Source organism: Lewinella sp. W8, from assembly GCF_004375085.3.
Taxonomy (GTDB): domain Bacteria; phylum Bacteroidota; class Bacteroidia; order Chitinophagales; family Saprospiraceae; genus Neolewinella.
On sequence record NZ_SNAQ03000004.1, the window covers coordinates 141,442 to 164,683 of the forward strand.

General features: G+C 57.4%; 17 protein-coding genes. 8 read left to right on the plus strand and 9 right to left on the minus strand.

The window, feature by feature from the left end; translation table 11 throughout:
* The first annotated feature begins 8 nt into the window (after positions 1 to 8).
* Positions 9 to 1,442 (plus strand): gliding motility-associated protein GldE, encoded by a 1,434-nt coding sequence (gldE, locus tag E1J53_RS06530; protein ID WP_253930903.1) that lies wholly within the window; start codon positions 9 to 11, stop codon positions 1,440 to 1,442.
* 29 nt (positions 1,443 to 1,471) lie between these two features.
* On the opposite strand, the gene E1J53_RS06535 is transcribed toward gldE, so the two are convergent.
* A complete protein-coding gene (locus E1J53_RS06535) occupies positions 1,472 to 3,748 on the minus strand; it encodes a hypothetical protein (protein WP_134271021.1) in 2,277 nt (758 codons plus the stop codon).
* Positions 3,749 to 3,882: 134 nt separating this feature from the next.
* Here E1J53_RS06535 and E1J53_RS06540 point away from each other — a divergent pair, with 134 nt between their 5' ends.
* Positions 3,883 to 6,093, plus strand: coding sequence for a patatin-like phospholipase family protein (locus tag E1J53_RS06540; protein WP_173021385.1), 2,211 nt, complete (start codon positions 3,883 to 3,885; stop codon positions 6,091 to 6,093).
* Positions 6,094 to 6,114: 21 nt separating this feature from the next.
* On the opposite strand, the gene E1J53_RS06545 is transcribed toward E1J53_RS06540, so the two are convergent.
* Entirely contained in the window at positions 6,115 to 6,441 is a 327-nt protein-coding gene (locus E1J53_RS06545) for a hypothetical protein (RefSeq protein WP_134271019.1), read from the minus strand.
* Positions 6,442 to 6,898: 457 nt separating this feature from the next.
* Between E1J53_RS06545 and E1J53_RS06550 the strand changes: the two genes are divergently transcribed.
* The 3 genes from E1J53_RS06550 to E1J53_RS06560 all read left to right on the plus strand — a co-directional run bounded on the left by E1J53_RS06550 (position 6,899) and on the right by E1J53_RS06560 (position 9,521).
* Positions 6,899 to 8,011: a M42 family metallopeptidase gene (locus tag E1J53_RS06550; RefSeq protein WP_134271018.1), complete on the plus strand. Its 1,113-nt coding sequence runs from the start codon at positions 6,899 to 6,901 to the stop codon at positions 8,009 to 8,011.
* Positions 8,012 to 8,153: 142 nt separating this feature from the next.
* Positions 8,154 to 9,275: a VCBS repeat-containing protein gene (locus E1J53_RS06555; protein ID WP_216650017.1), complete on the plus strand. Its 1,122-nt coding sequence runs from the start codon at positions 8,154 to 8,156 to the stop codon at positions 9,273 to 9,275.
* A gap of 69 nt (positions 9,276 to 9,344) precedes the next feature.
* Complete coding sequence (locus E1J53_RS06560; protein ID WP_154640148.1) at positions 9,345 to 9,521, plus strand: hypothetical protein; 177 nt, start codon at positions 9,345 to 9,347, stop codon at positions 9,519 to 9,521.
* Here E1J53_RS06560 and mscL read toward each other — a convergent pair.
* Positions 9,508 to 9,954, minus strand: a complete 447-nt coding sequence (gene mscL / locus E1J53_RS06565) for a large conductance mechanosensitive channel protein MscL (RefSeq protein WP_134271017.1) — start codon at positions 9,952 to 9,954, stop codon at positions 9,508 to 9,510. The two genes, E1J53_RS06560 and mscL, sit on opposite strands and share 14 nt — an antisense overlap.
* 143 nt (positions 9,955 to 10,097) lie before the next feature.
* On the opposite strand from mscL, the gene E1J53_RS06570 reads away from it, so the two are divergent.
* Complete coding sequence (locus E1J53_RS06570; protein ID WP_134271016.1) at positions 10,098 to 11,306, plus strand: hypothetical protein; 1,209 nt, start codon at positions 10,098 to 10,100, stop codon at positions 11,304 to 11,306.
* A 40-nt stretch (positions 11,307 to 11,346) separates the two neighbouring features.
* On the opposite strand, the gene E1J53_RS06575 is transcribed toward E1J53_RS06570, so the two are convergent.
* The 5 genes from E1J53_RS06575 to E1J53_RS06595 all read right to left on the minus strand — a co-directional run bounded on the left by E1J53_RS06575 (position 11,347) and on the right by E1J53_RS06595 (position 17,019).
* On the minus strand, positions 11,347 to 12,096 hold the full coding sequence (locus E1J53_RS06575; RefSeq protein WP_134271015.1) for a ribonuclease H-like domain-containing protein: 750 nt from the start codon (positions 12,094 to 12,096) through the stop codon (positions 11,347 to 11,349).
* A 128-nt stretch (positions 12,097 to 12,224) separates the two neighbouring features.
* Complete coding sequence (locus tag E1J53_RS06580; protein ID WP_134271014.1) at positions 12,225 to 13,109, minus strand: OmpA family protein; 885 nt, start codon at positions 13,107 to 13,109, stop codon at positions 12,225 to 12,227.
* A gap of 27 nt (positions 13,110 to 13,136) precedes the next feature.
* Complete coding sequence (locus E1J53_RS06585) at positions 13,137 to 13,913, minus strand: M48 family metallopeptidase (protein ID WP_134271013.1); 777 nt, start codon at positions 13,911 to 13,913, stop codon at positions 13,137 to 13,139.
* Between the two features lie 98 nt (positions 13,914 to 14,011).
* The gene (locus E1J53_RS06590; protein WP_134271012.1) at positions 14,012 to 14,560 is read right to left on the minus strand and encodes a carboxymuconolactone decarboxylase family protein; all 549 of its coding nucleotides are present in this window, start codon (positions 14,558 to 14,560) and stop codon (positions 14,012 to 14,014) included.
* Positions 14,561 to 15,759: 1,199 nt separating this feature from the next.
* Entirely contained in the window at positions 15,760 to 17,019 is a 1,260-nt protein-coding gene (locus E1J53_RS06595) for a 3-phosphoshikimate 1-carboxyvinyltransferase (protein ID WP_368671734.1), read from the minus strand.
* Between the two features lie 228 nt (positions 17,020 to 17,247).
* Between E1J53_RS06595 and E1J53_RS06600 the strand changes: the two genes are divergently transcribed.
* On the plus strand, positions 17,248 to 19,836 hold the full coding sequence (locus E1J53_RS06600) for a DUF5686 and carboxypeptidase regulatory-like domain-containing protein (protein WP_134271011.1): 2,589 nt from the start codon (positions 17,248 to 17,250) through the stop codon (positions 19,834 to 19,836).
* 116 nt (positions 19,837 to 19,952) lie between these two features.
* Here the strand turns inward: E1J53_RS06600 and E1J53_RS06605 are convergent, their stop codons facing one another.
* Complete coding sequence (locus E1J53_RS06605) at positions 19,953 to 21,662, minus strand: metallophosphoesterase (protein ID WP_134271010.1); 1,710 nt, start codon at positions 21,660 to 21,662, stop codon at positions 19,953 to 19,955.
* A gap of 186 nt (positions 21,663 to 21,848) precedes the next feature.
* On the opposite strand from E1J53_RS06605, the gene glyA reads away from it, so the two are divergent.
* Positions 21,849 to 23,141: a serine hydroxymethyltransferase gene (glyA, locus tag E1J53_RS06610; protein WP_134271009.1), complete on the plus strand. Its 1,293-nt coding sequence runs from the start codon at positions 21,849 to 21,851 to the stop codon at positions 23,139 to 23,141.
* Positions 23,142 to 23,242 lie beyond the last annotated feature (101 nt).

Sequence of the window (23,242 nt, forward strand, 5' to 3'; positions counted from 1 at the left end):
AGTGCTCTTTGACCATAGCTGAACCACTACTAGTTTTTCAAATCACCGGCCTTTTACTCAACGCCCTCCTGGAGATCAGCCTCGGTGTGGGAGGGGTGATGATATTGCTGTTTCTATCCGGACTCGTCTCCGGATCTGAAGTCGCCTTCTTTTCCCTCACGCCTAACGATTATGAGGAACTGGAGGGGAACGACTCTTCCTCGGCTCGCGAGCTACTGCAGCTCCGCAACATGCCCCGAATGTTATTGGCGACCATTTTGATCGCCAACAACCTGATCAATATTGCCATCGTCCTGTTGTCGGACTTCATCATTCGCCGGGCATTCCCCAACGAGGTGTTCATCACCTGGGCCACCAACATCCGGGATACGCTGCCCTTCCTGCAGTTCATCAGCGAGGATGGCATGGCTCAAGGCATCAGCTTTTTGATCACGGTACTTGCCGCCACCTTCCTGTTGGTGCTTTTCGGCGAGGTCGCCCCGAAAGTTTACGCCCGCTATAACCGGTTGAAACTGGCGCTACAAATGGCTCGGCCACTGAAGTTTTTGCTCTGGTGTTTTCGCCCCCTGGCCTTTCTGTTGGTTCGGGGAGCCGGCGTGGTGGAACGACGACTGGAGAATCACAGTCAGGACGGCATTACGGCAAGCCAGGAAGAAATTGACGAAGCCATTGAGCTAACCGTGAGCAGTGAGGATCACGGAGAGGAAGGCCCCCAGGACGTCGGCATCCTGAAACGCATCGTCCAGTTCAGCAACGTCACCGTACGCCAGATCATGCGGTCGCGGGGAGACGTCATTGCCGTAGACCAGAAAATCGGATACCCGGAGTTGCTCACCGTCATCCGGGAAAGCAGTTATAGCCGAATTCCGGTTTTTGAAGAAGACTTTGACCAGGTCAAGGGCCTACTGTACGTCAAGGATCTGCTGGGCCACCGCCACGAACCACCCGATTTTGAATGGCAAAAACTGGTGAGAACTGAAGTCCTCTACGTGCCGGGCAACAAGAAGATCAACGATTTGCTTCGGGAGTTTCAGCAGGAGAAAATGCACATGGCGATTGTCGTCGACGAATACGGTGGGACGGAAGGCGTAGTAACGCTGGAAGACATTCTCGAAGAAGTCATCGGAGACATCCAGGATGAGTTTGACGAAGGAGACGACATCATCTATCAGCGCATTGACAACCTGAACTACATCTTCGACGGTAAAACACTACTGGGCGATGTTTGTCGGGTACTGGATCTGCCCACCAATACCTTTGACGACGTCAAAGGAGAAGCAGAATCCCTGGCGGGCCTGCTGCTGGAAATGCTCGGACAATTCCCCCAGCCCGAAGAAGAAATCGAGTGCGGGGAATACCGGTTCAAGGTCATGGCCATGACGAACCGCCGGGTAGAGGAAATCCTGGTGACCCTACCGGAGCCGGCTCCGGAGAACGGGTAAGCCCCCTAAATATCCTTCCGTGCTATTGTTTACTGGTCAACGTACCAGGCGAAGGTGCGGCATTCAGCAATGGCCTTCTGGTAGAAACGAGTGCCCGCATAGTTGGTCCTGAGCAGCTGAAAATAGCGGAAGGGTCGCGTAGCCCCGGGGGGTGCGGTAGTGTAGTGCTGGTTGCGCTCCGTTTTGGCCGCAAAAAAGACGGCCTCCGCCGCGGCTTCCCGGTTAGGGGCCCGCGTAAGTGCCCGCTCGAAGTAGTAGCGGGCCCGCTCCATGTTCATGTCTTCGCGGTTGCCCAGCGGCGCTTCCGGGTGCGAAAACACGAAGTTACCGTTCCGACGGCTCCGCTGGAGCTGTTGCATACTACTCCCCGACCGGAAGTAATCCGCCATCCTCCAGTTATAACTGAAGTAGCTCATGTTGTACAGGGCCAGACCAATATTGAAGTAGTTCCTGGCGGCCAGGGTATCGTTGGTCGTCCCCCGGGCCTCTTCCTCCAGTTCCAGCAACCGCTCCAGCAAATCGACCTTATTGTATTCCGTAGCCGTAGCGGAGGGCCGGAAATTGACCCGGTCATTGAACTGCTTAACGAAGGGAGCGTAGGTCCCGTAGGTATCTCTCCGGGCGGTGGGAACCCGCCGAAAAATCTCCAGGGCGGTTTCCCACTGCCCCTGCTGAAGGTAATAGGTTCCCAGAAGGTCGTTAATGTCATCCTCTGCATTAGGGCCCACCCGCTCCGCCAGCAGTAAGCGATCAAAGCTATTACCCAGTATGGAGTCCGCCATACTTTCCAGCTCCTGTATCTGCGGAAGCTGGGGGTTGATCCGCAGGGCGTCAAAACCATACTGTAGAAGCGCAGCTTTCCCGGTTGCTCCCTTCTGCCGGTAAACGGCTTCCAGTTTATCGTTGACCAGCGACCGCAAATCCGGATACTGTCTCCTTAGGGAATTCTGCCGCAGTAACTGATAGTAGTAAACTTCGATGGAATCACTGATCCGGTTGAGGGCCAGGACATGGAGTACCTCATCGAGAATATCGAGTTGCTTGACGATACTGTCGTTCTCGGTCATGACCCGAAGATCTTCGAAGGTTTCTTCCGCGTAGAAATAGTCACCGGCCAGTAACTCGACGACTCCGCGGGCGAACATCCAGAAGTCCTTATTCCCACTTTTGCCGTCCCGAATCACCTCGTTGATGAATTCCTGCAGGGCCACTACCCGGGAGGTTACCCCCCGCCGGGGGCGCCCGAACGCCTGCTCATTACGCTGACGGTAAGGGTTGAAATCCAGGCCGAGCAAGTCACGTTCCAGTTCCAGCAGCTCCCGCATCAGCAGCGGAGTCAGGGCCGCATTCTGGGGGTCATACCGGTAAATGGACCGCATCTCCTCCACCAGCTGGGCCTTGCTATTCTGGGCCCGCAGGACGTGCATCATGGCCCGCTCATGATCGCTTTCGCAAAGTAGTAAAGCATCTTTCCATTGTTGATCCGTCCGGATTCGGAAACTCAGATAGGCGCTCTCCCGCTTGCTGGGGCAACGTTCGAAGACCCGGCTGAAAAGGTAGGCCGACTGCGCATACTCTCCTTTGGCCTGAAGGGCTCCCGCCCGGTGTCCTTCAATCCAGTCATAAATGATGCTTTCCTCCGCCTCAATTTTGGGCATCAGATAATTGTACAATTCGATGACGTAATCGTATTCCTTCAGATAATGCGCCAACCGAATAATCTGAAAGGCATAGCGCAACCGCACGTAATGGCTTTTAAGCGTTTTGAATCGATCAAGTCCGTCATCGATCAGACGCTCCATGTCTTCCCGACGGGTATTGTCCGTGGTAAAGGCCAGGGCATCGGAGCTGACCAGTGGTTCGCAGCGTTTGGCGAAGAGCAGGTATTCCACGACCTCATCGCACTTATGCCGTAAAAGGTGCTGCGCGAAGGAGTTCGCGCGCAGGTTGGGGGGAAGGTCGGCCGTTCGTGCCTGGGGCTGCCCGATGAGTCGCAGCAGCCGCTGTAGCCGGTTTTCGGTATTCCCGTAGATCAGGTTTTGAATGTCCAGCAGGTCTACCTGTTCACAGTAGCGTTCGTGCCATTCGGCCAGATTATCTTCCAACTGAACGGCCGCTGCACTCACGGCCTCCCCCTCATAGGTATCCCCGAAAGCCAGGAAAAAGGGGGCCAGTCTGCTGTCATAATCAACCACCTTAGGGTTGAGAAACTGATATCCGTAAAATCCAAAGTAGGGTCCGCAATCCGCCGCGGCGATTGCCGGCAACAGGAGGACGATCAGACAAATCAAGGTGCGTAAAGCCATGGGTTAAAGGTAGGGGACAGGCACCCAATTTTCGCCCTCCCCGCAGACGATAATCATCGGGGCAGGCTTCCATGCGAAACCCTAAAGCTGATTGCCCTAATTTTACCGGCCAACCCGCCATAACAACATTGACCTTGCGCACGCTCACCGTACTATTCATCCTCCTTTTCTCCCTATCCCTTTCCGCCCAGGAAGAAGACCTGAAAGTGGGCCTCGTACTCAGTGGAGGTGGAGCTCGCGGCTACGCCCACATCGGTGCCCTTCAGGTACTGGAGGAAGCGGGCGTCCGGGTTGACTACATCGGCGGCACCAGCATGGGGTCCATCATCGGTGGACTTTACGCTGCGGGCTACAGTGCCCACCAACTGGAAGAAATGCTCCGGTCCACCAACATCATGGAAGAACTCCAGGATGCGGTTGGCCGGGACAACCAGAAGATTTACGACAAGCTCTACAACGATCATTATCTGGTGGACCTCTCCATGAGAGACTTCAGTCTGCAATTACCCACGGCGCTCTCCGACGGGCAGCGGATTCACGACCTGTTCAGCCACTGGACGGCCCACGTCAACGACGTCAAGGATTTCAGCAAGCTGCCCATTCCCTACCTGGCCATTGGCACGGACATTGAAACCGGCAACGCCGTGGTGCTGGAAAGCGGAAGGCTGGCCGAAGCCATGCGGGCCAGTGCCGCCCTGCCGGGCATCATCACCCCCTACAAAATTGACGGTATCGTCATGACGGACGGGGGCGTCTCCAACAATTATCCCGCCGAGGAGGTGAAAGCCAAGGGGATGGATTACATCATCGGCATTACCGTGGAGCAGGACCCCTATCTGGCCGAAGAGATCAACTCTCTGGACAAACTCCTGCTCCAGATCGCCTTTTTTCAGGCGACCCGGAGGAACCTGGAGCAATACGCTACGACGGATATCGACATCAAACCGGAATTGGGGGATTTTTCACAACTCAGCTTTGAAGCCATCGACGCCATCATGGAGGCCGGCCGCGCGGCCGCACGGGAACAACTCGGCACCCTGCGCGCCGTCGCCCAAAAACAAGGGGCCCCACGGCCACAACCCGACACTTCGGCGGTACAATTCCCCGAATACCTGAACGCTCAAACCGTTAAGATCGAGGGGAACGTGGACCTCAGTCGCCGGCAAATTCTGGCCTTTTTCAACGGCAAGCTCCCCGGCCGGATCAGCTGGGAGGAGTTCCGCGAAGACCTGGTGGCCCTTTACGCCACGGGGCGTTACGCCAACATTGACTATGACTGGGAGCCCCTGCCGGGATCAAGCGACGGGGAAGTCGACCTCACGCTTCAGTTTACGCGGCGTCCGGAGTTTGGTCAGCGCCTCCGGATCGGGTTGCACTACGATCAGGAATATCGTGCCAACCTGTTGGTGGGGCTCCGGGCCAGCGACCTCATCATTGACAATACCATCGCCACCATCGACCTGATTGGCGGCAGCCGTTTCCGGTACCGCGCGGAGTTCCGGGTAGATCGCGTAGATGGCTCGGCCTTCGGAGTGCGCAGTCAACTGCACTTTGCCGACGTCGGCTTTGACATCCCCGAAACCATGGGTGGCCCGGCGGGGCTCATCATTGACCAGCTTGACTTCCGCTTTTCCGACCTCTCCGGAGAGCTGTACTGGGATTTCCGCCAAACGGAGAACTCCTTCACGGGGGTTGCGGCCGAAATGAAGTACTACCAGACGCTGTCTGACCAACTGGCACGGGTCGACTCCTCGAGCCTCTTTGACCTGAGTAACGAGTTCTACTTTGCTCCCCGCTTATACTTCCTCTACGACAAGCTGAACGACAAAAACTTTCCCATGCGGGGTTTCAGCATTAACGCCGAGGCGCGGGCGATCCGTCGTTTAGAGAGCGATTCCCCCTGGGCCTACAACGGTGACCTGGAGGCCCTCTTCCTGTTTCCCGCCGGGGCCAACACCAGCTTTGGGCTGGAGCTGGCCGCGGGGGGCTTTCTGGACGAGTCGGCCCTCCCCTTCCGGTATTACCTGGGCAGTAACAACCGGAATCTGATGAACAACTTCCGGCCATTCCCCAGTCTTGACCTGGGGGAAGCTTCCGGCAATTTCCTGCTCCTGGGAGAGCTCTTCCTGCGCCTGCACCTGGGTGGAGGGCACCACTTTACCCTGGGCGGCCGGGGGGCACGCCTGGGTAAAGATGAAGACCTGCCCAGCTCCGTGAGCCGCGCCTGGCTCGGCGCCGGACGCTTCACCTACGGGCTCGACTCCCCACTGGGGCCCGTGGAGTTGACCTACGCCCACGGAAACACCGGGGGGCAGCTGTACTTTAACCTGGGCTACTGGTTCTGACCCGCCTCCGGCGGGGGAACCTTACTCATTCTCTCCGGCGCGGATAAATCCGATCATCCGCCGACTGTTCCAGGAAGCTTCGCTCCCGGCACCGACGTCTACCTGTAGCCACTTGGCGTAGTTGCGGGGAAAGATCACGTCCTTGAAGGAGGCTTTGGCGCCGTTGATCACCCGAATGGCGGGAAGGCAGCCTTCACAGATAATCTTAAAGCCGTTTCCTTCGTAATTCGTGTCTTCAGAAATGACCAGGGTTTCGGATAGCACCAGGTCTTCGGTGAGCGTCACCGTAGTTTGCCCGTAGGCGGCCACTCCTCCCAACAGGAAGAGGGCGGTAAAGAGAGTTTTCATGTTGTTGCGTAGTGTTATTCAAAAAGCGAATGGAAGCAAGCTTCCACTTTAGTTTTGGGAAATATGAGATGACAATGCGGACACTACGCCGTAAGACAGTTACTCCTGCAGACGAAAAAACCTAAAGACCGTCACTGGGTAGTGACGACCATTTGATGATGGGCCAACTTATTTCTGGAAAGTACCTGCCTCAGAAAATCGAACAGGTGAAATGAGAACCCATATCAAACTTGTATAGGTTTCTTCATGGAGCAGTCCAAAAGTAAGTTGAAGACATGGTCTACACAAGGAGCAATACGTTAAACCCCGACCCAGGGCGGATGAATACCGCGGAGAAAGGGGATGGCCGGAGAAAAAAGATGGTTAAATAATCACCCCACGGGAAGCATTCCCGCAGGGAACGACCAGTTTTTGTCCAGAGACCGTACTTTTAGGCCTCCAAAAGTGCAGGCTACCTATGTTGAACCTCCCCTTACTGAAGGCCATTTGCGAAGCGCCGGGTGTTTCCGGCTTTGAGCGCAGAATTCGTGATCTCGTACTCCGGGAAGTACGTCCACTGGCCGATGAGGTTTCGGTGGACAACATGGGCAACGTCATTGCCGTCATGAAGGGTAAGCAGCCCAAGCGCGTCATGGTGGCTGCGCACATGGACGAAATCGGTTTCATCGTCAACCACATTGACGAGAAGGGCTTTCTCCGTTTCCTCCCGCTGGGAGGATTCGACCCCAAGACGCTGACCGCTCAACGGGTGATCGTGCATGGGCGTCGGGACCTGATTGGGGTACTGGGGTGCAAGCCCATCCACATCATGAAGCCGGAGGAACGCAAGCAGGTCGTTCCCCTCAACGAATATTTCGTTGATCTCGGCCTGCCCCGGTCGGAAGTCGAAAAACTGGTGGCCGTGGGAGACCCCATCACCCGGGAACGGGAGATGATTGAGATCGGGCACTGCGTGACGAGTAAATCCCTCGACAACCGCATTTCGGTCTTCATCCTCCTGGAGACCATGCGTAAGTTGAAAGAGCAGGAGCTCCCCTACGATCTCTACGCCACCTTCACGGTGCAGGAAGAGGTGGGCCTGCGGGGCGCCATGGGCAGCGTGGGCCACATCGACCCCGATTTTGGTTTCGGCCTGGACGTCACCATCGCCTACGACGTGCCCGGATCCAGCGCCCACGAGTCCGTCACCAACCTCGGCGAAGGGGCGGCCATCAAGGTGCTGGACGGCAGCGTCATTTCCGACTACCGGATGGTCAATTACCTCAAGGAGGTAGCGGCCAAGGAAAACATTAAGACCCAGCTGGAATTGTTGCCCGCCGGAGGAACGGACACCGCCGCGCTGCAGCGCTATGGTCAGAAGGGCGCGATCGCAGGTGCCATATCGATTCCGTTGCGCAATATGCACCAGAGCACGGAGATGGCCCACCAGCAGGACGTGGCAAACTGCATCGACCTGCTCAGTGCGGGAATCGCCCAGCTGGGCAGCTACGACTGGGATTTTGCCCGGCCGCACGGGCAGGGCCCGCACCCCGATGCCGGTTCCGCTCCGGGGGAATTTGACTGGATGTAATCGGTCACACTACGGGAAAATCATGCTCGCCTGGGAGGCTTCTCCCCGGCTACTTTCGGACCTTCCTGGCCCTTCCGGATGGTCACGGCACCCGCTCCGTCAAAAAAAAATGAATACCTTTCAAGGGAAACCCAACCTACCCATGAAAGCGCTTTTGTTTTTTACCCTCCTGTTCTCTGCCGCGGCCCTTCCGGGTCAGATTAAGGGCCTGTTCGCCCACAATGCCCGGGCCTTCAATTTTGGTCTGGGGGAAGAAAAATCGGCGGCCATCAACGCCGGCGACCTCGACGGTGACGGAGACCAGGACGTGGTCGTTACCAACGGGCGCCACTGGCCCGGACAGAACGAAATTTACCTGAACGCCGGTAACGGGCGGTTTCGGGTTTCCTATGATCTCGGGATATACTCCTCCACCAGCTACGCCGCCAAACTGAGTGACTTTGACGGCGACGGCGACCTAGACATCGCCGTGGGCAACGACACGGCGCCCAACCGCCTGTTCCGCAATAACGGTAGCGGACAATTTGAGGAATACGGCACCTTTGGCGCGCCGTATTCCAACACCCGCAACCTCACCCTGGGGGACGTTGACGGGGACGGAGACACGGACATCATCGTCTGTAACCGCTTCTTTGAGAATGAAATCTGCCTGAACGACGGCGCGGGGAACTTTGAGGACGTCCGCTACTTCGGGGAAAAGAATGATGCCACCCTACAGATCATCTGCTACGACGTGGACCAGGACGGCGACGTGGACCTCATTGTGGGGAACCGCAACCAACAACAGAATTATATCTACCTGAACGAGGGGATGGAATTCGGCAAGAAGATTCCCTTCGGCTCCGGTGACGACGACACCCGCTCAATTGCCGTAGCGGACCTCAACGGAGACGGTTATCCGGACATCATTACGGGCAACTTATCGAGCCGCAACCAGATTTGTTTCGGAGGGCCTAACCTGAGCTTCCAGCGAGTCATCGATCTCGGCACCTCCCGTCGCAACACCTACAGCCTGGACGTGGGTGACTTTGATCTGGACGGAGACGTGGACATCGTCGTCGGCAATTCCCGGCGTCCCAACCTGCTGTACGTCAATTCGGGAAATGGCGTCCTTTTCGAAGAAAAAAAGCTCAGTAAGCAGAAGCTCGACACCTACAACATTCAGTTCGCCCACCTGAACAAGGATCAGTATCTGGACATCATCGAGGCCAATTCGGATGCGGTGAATTACTACTATTTGAACCTGGTTGGGCGCCGGAACTAAGCCTCAGCAACAATGAACTTCCCGAAGACGCCATTCCATATAGCTTGGGTAGTGACCACAATACTGGTCATGATCGGACTTTTTCAAAGCCTCCCCGCCACGAAAAGAATTATCGGTAGCCACGGCGAGGGGTTCGAAACCTCCGTGACAATTTCTCCCTACCTGATCGTGGGGTTGGTGTTGTTCCTGATCTTACTGTTTCTGGACCGTAACCTCTACCGCGACAAAAACACTAGCCAGCGGTAGCTTCCCCACCGTTCATCTTCTTCATTTCATCCCGAATTTCGGACAACAGCTGAATGTCCTTCGGGGTGGGTACTTCCTTGTTTCCTTCATCCTCAGCCTTATCCTTGAGGCTGTTGATAAACCGGATGACCACAAAGAGCGTAAAGGCGACCAGGAAGAAATCAATCATGGCTTCCAGCAGGTAGCCAAAGCCGATAACGACTCCCGGGTCCGTCACCGTGCCGTCCTCCGCCACCACGGGGGCTTTGATCACCCATTCCCACTGAGACATTTCCGTCCCGGAGGTGAGAAAGCCCAGAGGAGGCGTAATGATCTTTTTTACGAGGACATCAATGATCTTATTAAACGATGCCCCGATGATGACGCCGATGGCAAGGTCGATCATGTTACCCTTGACGGCAAACTTTTTGAATTCCTGAAAGAGATTCTTCATGCTGGTTGCTGGTTGCTGGTTGCTGGTTGCTGGTTGCTGGTTAAGCTATGTTTTTATGCGTTGTTCCCAAATTTTGGTAACGTACTCTGGGAACCGCACTCTCCCCGGGTAGGTTCTGCCATGAGGCGCTATCTTTGCCGGCCATGGCAAAATACGAACTACGCGCATCGACCGATTGGGGCCAGTGGCACGCCGTCCTCGACGAGGTCTACCGGAACAACCCCCAGTACGTGTATCCGCTTCGCGGAGACATCGAAGGAATTCTGAGCGAAAAGAATGCAGCCTTTGACGGAGATAATCTGCGTAAATGGGTGGTCCTGCGGGAAGGTACTCCCGTGGGCCGTATTGCCGCCTTTATCGATAAGGCCCGCAACGAAGAACTGGACCTCCCCGTGGGGGGCATCGGCTTTTTCGAATCCATTGAATCCGAAGAAGTGGCCGGCCTGCTCTTTGACGCCGCCGAAAACTGGTTGCGGGAAGCGGGTATGGAAGCCGTGGACGGCCCCATCAACTTCGGAGAGCGGGATAAATTTTGGGGCCTCCTCGTGCGGGGCTGGTACCGGCCCATTTATCAGGAGACCTACAACCCTCCCTATTACCAGGCCTACTTTGAGGGGCGGGGCTACCGCCCCCACGAGCAGTGCCTGACCATGCGTGGAGTAGTCGCCGAATTCCCCGGCGATCGCCTGAAAAAACTCGCCGAACGCGTGGGAGAACGCTACGGGCTGTACACGAAGCAAATCACCAAGGATAACCTGCGGGAGGGAGCGGATCACTTCGCCCAGGCGTACAATGCCGCCTTTAATCACTGGCCCTACTTCAAGCCCCTGACGGGCGACGACATCTACCCCACTTTCCAGCAGATGAAGCCCATCATGGACCCGCATCTGACCTGCCTGGCCTACAACAAGGAAGACCGGCCCATCGGCCTCGCGGGGCTCATTCCCGATTTAAACTGCTTCCTGCCCGGAATGAAGGGTAAAATGAACTGGCTGGAACTCCCCCGCTTTCTCTACCGATTGAAGTTCCAGAAGCAGCCCCGTAATTGTAAGGGCATTGCCTTTGGCATCGCTCAGGACTACCAACGCATGGGGGTCTACCCCCTCATGGTGAGCGCCATGTTTCACAGCGGCAACAAGCACACTTCCCGAACCTATCGCTACGTGGATATGGCCACCATCCGCGGCCACAACAAGGTCATGGTCGACACCTGCCGCCAAATGAACACCGACGTCCACCGCGTACACCTCGCCTACCGCAAGGCCCTCACGCCCGACGCGAGTTGGGAGTCCTTCGACCAAATGGACGTCAGCGAAGTTGACCCGGGGGTCTACGGCAAAAAGGGAGAATAAGGGTAGGAATAAATCCGGATCTCAGAACCGAACGTAAGGGCTACGAAGCCACCTGCACCTGGTCTTCTTCCAGCAGCGGTTTGCGCTGGTAGCGGAAAAAAAGCTGTGCCGTGGCCAGAACGTCCTTCTCGCAGTAATGGGCGATCCGGTCGAGATCATCTTCTTGCCAGAACACCCGTCCCACTTCGCTGCCGTCGATATCGTCCTTCGGACTGGGGAAGCCCAGCACCGCCGCCAGTACTTTGAGGGAGGTATAGGACTTACGGTCGCCAAATTTCCAGAGCTCCATGGTGTCCAGCAGGTGCTTGGTTTCCCAGGGTTTTTTCCCGGCGATGTCCAGCATCTTGGGCAGGGGAAGCTGGTTGGTCACCAGACGCCGGCACATGTAGGGCACGTCGAACTCCTTGATGTTATGGCCACAGATGAACTGCCGGTTTACGTCGCCGTAATATTGGTCCAGCATGGCCGAAAAGCCCTTTAAAAGGGTGGCTTCATCGCGGTCGGCGAAGGACTTCAACCGGATTTTCAGCCGCTTATCTTTATCCCGGTATACCGCCCCAACGGAGATACAGACGATCTTACCGAACTCCGCAAAAATTGCGGCCCGGTCTTCGTAGCTCGCGGCAATTTCTTCTTCCGTCATCTCTTCTCCGAAGCGGCGCATGGCTCCGGGCGCCTTCAGCGCCCACAGATACTGAAAGGTTTCGTCCAGGTCCTCATAAGTGGCCCGCCCACTCACCGTTTCTATATCCAGGAAGAGAACTTTGGTGACGTCAATCTGGTCGATCATGGGAATAATTTTCGTGGAGGATTCCCCCCTGCTGTTTAGATAACCCAAGCGGGCTGAAAGGTAACTAAATATACGATATTATTATCAAAAAGTTTATTAAAACCCTTAAAATAACCAAATAAAGTACATTATTTTTCCTTACCCAACCGCTCTAATTCCCGGATGAGGGTACTGATGCTGTTGCGGAAGATAAAGTCGATCCGACGATTTTTCTTGCGTCCCTCTTCGGTAGCGTTGCTGGAGGTAGGACCATATTCTCCGTGGCTGGCGGCGATCACCCGGTTGGGGCTCAGGTAGTACGTCTGGGCCAGTTCGTTGGCGATGTGGGTGGCCCGCAGGGCAGCGTACTCCCAGTTGTTGGTGTTACGCCGTGGACTTGGCTGGTTATCCGTATGTCCGACCACCGTTAACTTGAGGAGCGGATCGTCATTCAACGCTCCCATAACGGCCTCTAACACGTATTCGGCGGCGGGCGTCAGGCGGTCCACGGAGCGGGGCGCAAACAGCAAATCCTCTTGAATGCTCATAATGAACTCTCCCGCCCGTTCGGTAAAGTAAAAACTGGCGTCGGGAATTTTACCGTCGAGTGAATCCGTGATGACGCGCCCGGCCCGCAGGCCGGTTTCCTGGAAATTCTTGATCAGGGCACCCTGATCCTGTAATAATTGCCGGTACTTCTCTTCGGAACCTTCGAGCTCCTCGCGCAGGTCCGCCATCTGCCGTCTCATCTGGGAGCTGGTGGAGTTCAGGTTTCCCTGCAGCGCCTCCAGGGCGTCGTCCTGTTCCATGATTTTTGCCTGCAGCTTATCCTGGGTAAGCAACAACATATCGTTCCCTCCGCGAATACGCTCCAGCGCGAGGGCCAGGGTGAGGATGCTGTCCGATTGCAGGCTCATGATGCTGTCCCGGGCGTCCAGCGCCCGTTCGTAGCGGGCGGAAGCCTCCTTCAGCTTCTTGGGGGCGATGCAACTGGTGATGACGAGGAGTAGGGCGAAAAAGGTAATAATGCGCATAGTGGCTGGGAGAAATGAGCGACAAAACTACACCGGCTCCGGACGAAACACCAATTCCTTGCCGTGCTCTCTTAGCCAGGCGTCGTATTCCCGGTAATTGGGCAGCACCCGTGACACCTCCGCCCAGAAGCGGGGCGAGTGGTTATGCTCCACCAGATGCGCCAGTTCGTGGACGATGACCGCATCCAGGACCGGATCCGGAGCCAGCAGCAATCGGGTAGCCAGATTGATGTTTCCCTTGACCGAACAACTTCCCCAGCGGGAATAAGTGTCCGAGAGCTTAACGGAGTTGATGGGCCGACGAAAGTGCTCCCGGTTGAGGGTATGTACCCGCTCGCTGATCATCGGTAAATACTGCTTCCCGAAATGTTTGGCCAGCAGCCGCGGCAGCAGCTGCCCCGACCGCAACCGGTCGTCGTCTGCATTGACCTTCACCAACAACTCCTCCTCGCCCGTCACCTTGATGCGGTGGCTACGGGCTCCGTGAGTTTCCAGCCGGATGCGGTAAGATTTGCCCCGCAGCGCAAACCGGTAGTTCTCCGCCAAAGCGGCAGTCTTGAAGTGCGCGAAGGCTTCGGGCTTATCCCGCAGGACGCCCCGCGCCCAGTCCAGCATCTTGCGGATTTGCCCGCTCCGGTCACCCGGCCGCAGCGCGGCCGGCACCCGAATGATGAGCGCCCGCGAGGTAACCGACGCCCGCGTACCGTAGCGCCCCCGCTCGGTGATAATTTTGACGGGAATCCGGAGGTCACCGACCTCCCAGACGTCTCGTTCTTCGTGCACTTTTTTGGGCCTGCTCGCCATGGCCGCCAAGATACGGCCCGCACGGAAAAGCCCCCGGTCAACTGACGTCGCCGGGGGCCGTACCACTTAAACCCTTCTTTGGTTTTTCGGGAAAGAGACTAGACCGTCGCCTCCGCTAATTCGGGGGCCGCGGGAAAATCAACGGGAATCTGGGTTACGCCGTGCAGGAAATTGGAAATGATCTTATCGCCAACGACCACGATGGCGTCAACGAGATTTTCTTTGGTGTAGCCGGCGGCCAGCAACTCATCGATCACCTGCGGATTGGGTTTGCCACGCTCCAGCGTCACTGCTTTGGCAAAACGGGCCAGCGCGTCAAATTTGGGATTAAAGGAGGCGTGGCCTTCCCGGAGTTCCAGTATCTGTTCGTCCGTGAAGCCGTTCATCTTTCCGAGCGCCGTATGGGCCGCCAGACAGTAAGCACATTCATTTACCTGACTCACCACCAGATTGATAATTTCTCTTTCTTTCGCCTTCAGGCTGCTCTTGGCGTTCTGCAGGGCCAGGTAGCTTCCCAGCGCCCGATCGGAGTAGGCGAAGGTGGCGTATAGATTGGGCACGAATCCCAGCCCCTTTTCGAGCTGGTCAAAAATTTGCTGATTGTCCGTGCTGACGTCGTTGCGGGTGGGAACTTGAAAATTTGCCATGATTAAATTTTTATGGATGATTAATTGAAGTCACTTGCTTTCGGTGACCTGGCAAAGTTGGGGGCAGACGCCCGCGATCTTCCGACCCATTCTTCCCGGTGGCTGTCCAATTTTTCCCGACTTGAGGTTTTTCCGGAAAATTCACCGCAGGAAGACACTCCCGACTTCCGTTGGCTCGTCGGGGTCGTCGATGCTTTAAAGATTGCGACGGAGCGCAGGTGCAGTGAAACGGAATCCTCGTGCTCTGCCGGGATGCAGTGGAGAGAAGGAAGAAGAAAGAAGGAAGAGATCTAATAGTTCCCTAATTATATAAGCTTCCATGCAGGGCAAGTTCGCAGGGAAACCAACCCGCCGTTAACTGGAGGCACCAACAAATTCAGTAGCGACGGCTTCAGCCGTTGACTCAGCCCCTTCGCCGGATAAATCCGGCGCTACCGCAAATGGCAGCATGATTAGCAAGTGGCTTTCTTCGCGTCCTCGCCCATCCGGACGCTCAGAGATCCGGCAGGGTTTTCTTTTCAGTATGACCGCTATTTTTCAGACGATCACCGCAGGTGCAGTGAAACGGAATCCTCGTGCTCTGCCGGGATGCAGTGGAGAGAAGGAAGAAGAAAGAAGGAAGAGATCTAATAGTTCCCTAATTATATAAGCTTCCATGCAGGGCAAGTTCGCAGGGAAACCAACCCGCCGTTAACTGGAGGCACCAACAAATTCAGTAGCGACGGCTTCAGCCGTTGACTCAGCCCCTTCGCCGGATAAATCCGGCGCTACCGCAAATGGCAGCATGATTAGCAAGTGGCTTTCTTCGCGTCCTCGCCCATCCGGACGCTCAGAGATCCGGCAGGGTTTTCTTTTCAGTATGACCGCTATTTTTCAGACGATCACCGCAGGTGCAGTGAAACGGAATCCTCGTGCTCTGCCGGGATGCAGTGGAGAGAAGGAAGAAGAAAGAAGGAAGAGATCTAATAGTTCCCTAATTATATAAGCTTCCATGCAGGGCAAGCTCGCAGGGAAACCAACCCACCATTAACTGGAGGCACCAACAAATTCAGTAGCGACGGCTTCAGCCGTGGACTCAGCCCCTTCGCCGGATAAATCCGGCGCTACCGCAAAATTTAGCTATTTCGGCAACCTCGAAGTTTCCGCCTGATCAGAAGATTAAGCCCTGCTAGGGTCGACCTGGTCCCGCTAAAGTATGTCTACTCCACTTTCTCCACCACGAAGCCCAGTGATTCCAGGTCGTGATAAAAATCCGGATAGCTCTTGCCGACGACCATGGGGTCTTCGATGCGTACCGGGTGCAGGAGGGCCAGCGGGGCCAGGGCCATGGCCATCCGGTGGTCATGGTAGGTAGCGAAGGTGGGGGTGCCGAGGGAAAAGTTGGCTTTTTCGTCCTGCCCGAAGTACTGCAGACCGCTACCGTCGCTCAGCTTCATGGGAATTTTGTAGAGGGCTACGCCGAGCTTACCCAGCTCGGTTTTCATGGCCTTCACGCGGTCCGTCTCCTTAATGAAGAGGGTCTGCAGGCCGCTGTAGAGCCCCTGTACGCCCTGGGCGGCACAGGTGGCCATGAGGGTTTGGGCGATATCGGGGCACTCCACGAAATCCTGCTCAAAGAGGGGCGGTGGCGGCGTAGCCGCCGCTTTGGTGATCCGTACGCCACCGTCGTTGTAGGTGGTTTGCACCCCGAAGCGTTCGTATAACTTAGCCACAACGGAGTCTCCCTGTACGCTTTCGGCGAACAGTCCGTCCACCTGCAAGTCCGCTTCGGGAGCGATCGCCGCCAGGCTGTAGTAATAGCTGGCGGCCGACCAGTCGGCCTCCACGGTAAACGCCCTTCCCCGGTAGGCCTGGGGGGGCACCACGATCGTTTGCTCTTCCCAGTGATGGCTCACCCCGAAGTAGGCCATGAGGGAGAGGGTCATTTTGATGTAGGGAAGACTGACGATGTCCCCTTCCAACCGCAACCGCAATCCGTTGGGCAGCGTTGGTGCCAGCATCAGGAGGCAGGAGATGTACTGACTGCTGGTGTCGGCGGCGATGCTCAGCTCACTGGCCGCATCGAGGGCGCTCTCTCCGATGTAGAGGGGCGGGTAGCCTTCCTTTTCGGCGTAGGTGATGTCGGCCCCGAGTTGTCGCAGGGCATCCACCAGAATTCCGATGGGCCGTTCCTTCATCCGCTGGCTGCCGGTAAGCAGCTGGCGGCCCGGCCGCCGGCAGAGGAAGCCCGTCAGGAAGCGGAAGGTCGTGCCGGCCGGGCCGGCGTCCAGGGTATCGTCGTCGGAAGCCAGGAGACGCTCCAGGCGTACCGTGTCGTCGGCCGCCGCCAGGCGGTGGATGGGGAAACCGCCCTCCGTCAGGGCGCGAATGATGAGCGCACGGTTGGCGATGGATTTGGAGCCCGTCAGGGCAACGCGTCCCCGGAGGGGGCCACCGGGATGGCTGAGCTGGTAAATCACGGACAATCAATTGGGGGTGGCAAAGGTAGCCGATCCCGCAGAGCCCGGGAATCATTCCCGTTCTTTTCCACAAAAATTTGCCCGCGAATTATGACGGGCAGCCCTTAATTGGCGGACGTTTTGGCAACCTTTGTCGGGCCGTGTCGATCATTCTTATAAAGAACCGTTAAACCTTCGCCGCACAAACCGCTTACGAACTAGTTTTACCGTCCGAAAACCCCTTCCCGCATGATCCGCTGCCTTACCCTGCTCCTTGCCCTGGCCCTCTGCACCTGCGTCCACGCCCAAACGCTGACGGGCACCATTACCGACGCCCAGACCGGGGAGCCCCTGCCCTTCGCCTCGATTTACGTGGAGACCACGAAGAGCGGTACCGCCAGTAACGCCGAGGGGCAGTATCAGCTGCGCCTGTCCGGAGGAGCCAACCGGGTCATCTTTCAGTTCCTCGGCTACCAGGCGGTGGTCAAAACCGTCTACCCCTCCACCGGCCGTCTGGACGTCGCCCTCCAACCCGAGGCCCTGGACCTCCAGCAGGTTGAAATTCTGAGTAGCGGGGAAGACCTGAGCTACAGCGTCATCCGGCGGGCCATCGCAAAGGCCGACTACCACCGCAACCAGATCGAGCGCTACGACGCGGAGGTCTACATCAAAGGAACGGGGAAGGTCAACAAAATCCCCGGACTCCTCCGGATGATGGCCGACAAGGAAGACCGCGAGGAAATCGACGCCTTCGTGGGGCGTCCCTTTACCACCGAAAGCACCAGCAAGATCACCTACGAGCGCCCCAACACCTTCAAGCAGGACGTGGTGTCCGTCTACAAGATCGGCGAAGAGACCTTCGACGCGGCGCCCTACGTATTTGCTTCCTTCTACGAACCCATGATTGCCGACGAGATCGTCAGTCCACTCTCTCCGAAATCTTTCGGCTACTACCGCTTTGAACACGAGGGGGTCTTCGTCGACCAGGATGAGCTCATCAATAAAATCCGGGTGATTCCCCGGAGTCGCGGGGAGGACGTCTTTGAGGGCTACGTTTACATCGTACAGGACGACTGGTCGCTGCACAGCCTGGACCTGACTACCTACAAGCTGGGCTTTCAGATTGACGTGGCCCAGAATTTTGCGGAAGTGCAGGAGCACATCTGGATGCCCATTACGACCAAGATGGACGCAGCCGGTCAGATCATCGGCGTGGGGTTTGAGTACCACTACCTGAGCACGGTCAGTAATTACAATCTGGAGCTGAACGAAGAGCTCGGTGGATACGTGGAAGTAATCGACGAAAAAACGCAACCGGACCTGGCCAACAAAACCAAGCGGGAAAACCAGGTGGCCGGCTACGAGCAGACCCTGGCGGAGGGTGGAGAGCTGACGCGTAAGGAGCTGCGTCGCCTGATGCGGGAATACGAAAAGCAGGAACGCAAGGAATCCGACGCTCCGGAGGTGGTGAGCAACTACACCCTCACCAACGACAGCGCCAAGGCCGTCATTGACACGGCCTACTGGGCGGCCAACCGCCCGGTGCCCCTCACCGCGGAAGAGAAGCGCGGCTACGCCATTGCCGACAGCATTCAGCGGCTGGAGCGGGAAGAGCAGGGCATGGTGCGGGTGCAGATTAACGACGGCGACGCCAACCTGCCGGACAGCACCGCCATCGACACCAGTCGGGTTCGCCGGAAGCGGTCGCCCTGGCGGCGGCAGTTCCTGCCGGACGCCTTCTTCAACCCCGTGGAGGGCTACACCCTGGGCGGGCGGCTGGGCATCGCCAACAAGAACCGTTTCGGGCTCGGGCTGCGCTCCCGCTACGGGATTGCCTGGGACCGGCTGAGCTGGGAGGTAGACACCTGGATCGGCCGCAGCGGTAAGGGTTCCGAAAAACGCTTCCGCTTTAGTGGGGGACGGTACCTGCGGCAGTTCAACGACCAGCCGGCCATCGACCCCTGGATCAGCACCTTCGCCAACCTCTTTAACGGGAACAACTTCATCCGCCTCTACGAGCGGGCCTACGGCCGTTTTGACTACCGCAGAAATTACGGACCGGCCTGGCGGACGGAATTCAGCCTGGCCTACGAAGACCGCCGCGCCGTGAGGAATAACGCCGAGAACCAATGGTTCTCGAAGGATGAGGAACCCTACGCCCCCAATTTACCCATCAGTGCCGAGCGGGGCATTGTGGGCACGGTGGCGCCGGCGGCCACCGTCGACTTCCGTCTGGCCTGGCGGCCAGGCCTCGAGTACCGGATTGAAAACGGCCGCAAGGAGGTAATTGAGCTTTCGGCACCGACGGTGAGCCTCGGTTTCCGGTCCGGCATCCCCGAAATCGGGAACAGTACGGCCGACTTCACGCTGCTGGAAGCCGCCTACGAGCATCGCTTCGCCATGGGCCGCAAGGGCTTCGTGGACCTCCTCGTACGGGGCGGTACCTTCCTGAATAATTCATCCGTGGACTTCCCCGACTTCAAGCACTTCGCCACCTCGGAGATCACCCTGACGTCCCTGGACCCCATCGGCTCCTACCGGCTGTTGCCCTATTACCTGAACAGCACCCAGCAGGAATATGTGGAATTTTACGGACACTACCAGTTTCGGAAATTCCTCCTCTCCCGCATCTGGAAGCTCCACTTGATGGGGCTTAAGGAAGACCTCTTCGTCAACTACCTCTACACACCGGCATCGGAAAACTACACGGAGCTGGGCTATTCCATCGACAATATTTTCCGGATACTCCGGCTGGAATTCGTGACCAGCTTCCGGGACTTTGAGTACGAAGATTTTGGGGTGCGGCTGAGTGTTTCCACGACCTTGTCGCGATTGTAAGAACCAACGCGCCAATCCTTGTGCTGCCAATTATACACAGTGAGGCAATTGAGCTTGGTAATTGCCTCAAAAATAACCATAATTTGAGGCAATTACAAGGGTTAACCACCTCATCCCTACTCCAGCCGGTACTTCCCGAGCACCTGGCCGGCTCCCTTGACGATGAGCTCCAGGCGTTGCCCCGGCGGCATGGTCGGTAGCTGAATGACTTCGGAGTAGGGGCCCGGTCCGCGTATCGATAGTTCCTGTTTGAAGAGCAATCGCATATTGTTGTCGACGACCAAAATGACGGGGCGACCCGTTTCGGAAAGTTGAAACCCAACGCGCACCCTACCGGCGGCATCGCGCCGCAGGATGGCCGGGGCTTTACTGGCCTGAATGACCGTATTGCCCGCGGGTCCTCCGGGCGGATTGGAGGTGGAGGAAAAGGCCAGAACGTCATCGGGACGCCGGGGAATCCGTAAAACGTCGCCCGTGTTGTCGGCGTCCCAGTAGTAGATGCCGGGAGGCGTGCGGAAGCGCGCCATGGGATCAACCTCACTGGCCGTTCCCATGGACCGGTCGATACGCACCGTACGCACCTGAATTTGCCGCAGTCCGACCCAAATCCATTTGAACTGATTAAAGCGGCCGCTGGCGCGGGTCCATTTTTTGTCGTCATCATTGGCCCGTAGGGGGGCTCCCCAGCAGCCCTCGCCGATGTAGACGGTTCCCCGGCGGTCGTCCCGGATGAAGCCCTGGCTGGACCCCGGTTCCCGGCTCGGCCGGATGGGATACGTTTGTTTTACGGTATGCGCATCGGATTCGATGACCAGGTCCATGCCGTAGCGCGTAAACTGCGTGGCCCAGAGCGTAATTAATTCGTCCCGCTCGGGTTTGGAGAGGGTGTGGGGGCGCATGGCGTGGTGGTACTGGGCGATTTTCCACATCGCCTTCGTCCGGGAAAGGTCCCGACTCAGCCAGGACAGTTGATCGCCTCCGGGGGGGAAGAGGGTATTGAGGGTGTAGGTCCGCAGAAGACCACCGGCAAAGTTTAATCCGTAGTACACGTCTGGATTGGGGACGTCGAAGAGATTGTAAATCGATGCGTTGGCACGTTCGTGGTTGCCCCGGGCGGGGACGATGGGCGTCAGACGGCCATCGTAACTCATGGTAAGCTGCCAGTCGTCCAGCCACTGCTGCCATTCCATGTCGGTGTCTCCGTTGGTCATGTCTCCCCCGAACATCACGAAATGAGGGCGCAACTTGCTCACCAGCCGGTTTGCGGCCTGGGCCGTGGGGCGGTTGTTCCGGCTATCGCCCCCCGCGATGATGCTGAGGGGGAGGTCGGGGGTCGCGTGTGGGGTTTCAAATTTCATCTGCTTGCTCACTCCTTCGGAGTCGACCACCAGAAAATTATAGGTTGTCGCAGGGCGGAGTCCCTTGAGGCGAACGAAGACATTGCGCATCCCGGCGTGGTTGACCGTACGGGCCGGAGTGGCCGACCAGCGGTAGTCGCGCCAGCTGCGGCCGTGGTCCTGGGTATCGTAGACTACCCGTACTGCGGCACCGGAGAAATGCTCGAAACCGATCACCATCGTGGTGGCCGGATCATCGCGCCAGGTACAGCGGTAGCGGCGGGTGCCGGCTTCCAGGTCAGCGGGGGTCCAGAGCGTCAGCAATAAGAGCACCAGCAACGGGAACGAATACCGGAATCCGGGTAAGCGACTAGCGATTTCCGAGGGATGGACGGCGACCGAAGGTGGGCAAGCGAGGTTCCCGAAGCGGGTGGTCGATAGCCCGGTTTTGCGCGTTTTTTGTTCGTCCTGTACGTAAGGTAGCTGCATGAAATCGACTGGGGCTAAGCTAATGTTTGCAAGTAAGTAACCGGTTAGGTAAACGATACTGACCGTAAAAATGGTGATAGTCTAACAAATTTTCTCTAAGGGTAATTGCGGTCCTGCTTACAATATGGTGTAATTTTGCACTTTGCTAACAATGCCTCCCGGCGTTCACCCCAAATACTTGCTTTCATGGCCAGAGATACAGCCGTTTTTGATCGAATCAACCGCGAACTCGACCGCCAGCGCAATGGCATCGAACTGATCGCCTCCGAGAACTTCACTTCCCTGGCCGTGATGGAAGCGGTGGGTAGCTGCCTGACCAACAAGTACGCCGAGGGCTACCCCGGCAAACGCTACTACGGCGGTTGTGAGGTCGTTGACGAAGTGGAGCAGCTCGCCATTGACCGGCTCTGTAAACTCTTTGGCGCCGAATACGCCAACGTGCAGCCCCACTCCGGCGCCCAGGCCAACGCCGCCGTATTTCTGGGGTGCCTCAAGCCCGGCGACGCGACCCTCGGCTTCAGCCTCGCGCACGGCGGCCACCTGAGCCACGGTCATCCGGCCAACTTCAGCGGCAAGCACTTTGACGCCCACTTTTACGGGGTGGAGGAAGCCACCGGTCGGATCGACATGGACAAGGTGGCCGAAAAAGCCCAGGAAGTGAAACCCAAAATGATCATCTGTGGGGCCTCGGCCTACAGCCGCGACTGGGACTACGCACGATTCCGGGAAATTGCCGACGAAGTGGGAGCCCTGCTCCTGGCCGACATCGCCCACCCGGCCGGCCTGATCGCCGCCGGACTCCTGAACGACCCCATGCCCCATTGCCACATCGTGACGAGCACCACCCACAAAACCCTGCGGGGTCCGCGGGGCGGCATCATCATGATGGGCAAGGACTTTGATAACCCCTGGGGCCGCACCACCAAAAAAGGTACCGTCATCAAAATGAGCCGGATCCTCAACGGCGCGGTATTCCCCGGCATGCAGGGTGGCCCCCTGGAGCACGTGATTGCCGGCAAGGCCGTGGCCTTCGGCGAGTGCCTCCAACCCGAGTGGAAAGCCTACGGACAGCAGGTGATCGCCAACGCCCAGGCCATGGCCCAGGCACTCGTAGACCGCGGCTACCACATCATTTCCGGCGGAACGGACAACCACAGCATGCTCATCGATCTGAGCAACAAGAACATCACCGGTAAAGAGGCCGAAGCCGCCCTGGGCAAAGCGGAGATCACCCTGAATAAGAACATGGTACCCTTCGACAAAAAGTCCGCCATGGTCACCAGCGGCATTCGCATCGGTACGGCCGCCGTCACCACCCGTGGCTTCAAGGAAGCCGACTGCGTCAAGACGGTGGAGTGGATCGACGAAGTGATCATGAACCACACTGATGATGGCGTGCTGGACCGGGTACGGCAGGAAGTCCACGGCTTCATGCAGGATTTCCCGTTGTACGCGGAGTTGGATGCTACGGTAGGGTAAATTCCATCCGAACCCACCTGCGGCCCGGCCGATCGTATTGGAAAGTGACGAGCGGTAGTCGCCACGGCCCCGAGTTCCGTTCCGCTCGTCGGGATCGCTGA

Bases quoted from the DNA above. Each gene is read 5' to 3' on its own strand.
- E1J53_RS06535 (WP_134271021.1), bottom strand. From the start codon at position 3,748: ATGGCTTTACGCACCTTGATTTGTCTGATCGTCCTCCTGTTGCCGGCA.
- E1J53_RS06545 (WP_134271019.1), bottom strand. From the start codon at position 6,441: ATGAAAACTCTCTTTACCGCCCTCTTCCTGTTGGGAGGAGTGGCCGCC.
- E1J53_RS06550 (WP_134271018.1), top strand. From the start codon at position 6,899: ATGTTGAACCTCCCCTTACTGAAGGCCATTTGCGAAGCGCCGGGTGTT.
- E1J53_RS06555 (WP_216650017.1), top strand. From the start codon at position 8,154: ATGAAAGCGCTTTTGTTTTTTACCCTCCTGTTCTCTGCCGCGGCCCTT.
- E1J53_RS06560 (WP_154640148.1), top strand. From the start codon at position 9,345: ATGATCGGACTTTTTCAAAGCCTCCCCGCCACGAAAAGAATTATCGGT.
- mscL (WP_134271017.1), bottom strand. From the start codon at position 9,954: ATGAAGAATCTCTTTCAGGAATTCAAAAAGTTTGCCGTCAAGGGTAAC.
- E1J53_RS06570 (WP_134271016.1), top strand. From the start codon at position 10,098: ATGGCAAAATACGAACTACGCGCATCGACCGATTGGGGCCAGTGGCAC.
- E1J53_RS06575 (WP_134271015.1), bottom strand. From the start codon at position 12,096: ATGATCGACCAGATTGACGTCACCAAAGTTCTCTTCCTGGATATAGAA.
- E1J53_RS06580 (WP_134271014.1), bottom strand. From the start codon at position 13,109: ATGCGCATTATTACCTTTTTCGCCCTACTCCTCGTCATCACCAGTTGC.
- E1J53_RS06585 (WP_134271013.1), bottom strand. From the start codon at position 13,913: ATGGCGAGCAGGCCCAAAAAAGTGCACGAAGAACGAGACGTCTGGGAG.
- E1J53_RS06590 (WP_134271012.1), bottom strand. From the start codon at position 14,560: ATGGCAAATTTTCAAGTTCCCACCCGCAACGACGTCAGCACGGACAAT.
- E1J53_RS06600 (WP_134271011.1), top strand. From the start codon at position 17,248: ATGATCCGCTGCCTTACCCTGCTCCTTGCCCTGGCCCTCTGCACCTGC.
- E1J53_RS06605 (WP_134271010.1), bottom strand. From the start codon at position 21,662: ATGCAGCTACCTTACGTACAGGACGAACAAAAAACGCGCAAAACCGGG.
- glyA (WP_134271009.1), top strand. From the start codon at position 21,849: ATGGCCAGAGATACAGCCGTTTTTGATCGAATCAACCGCGAACTCGAC.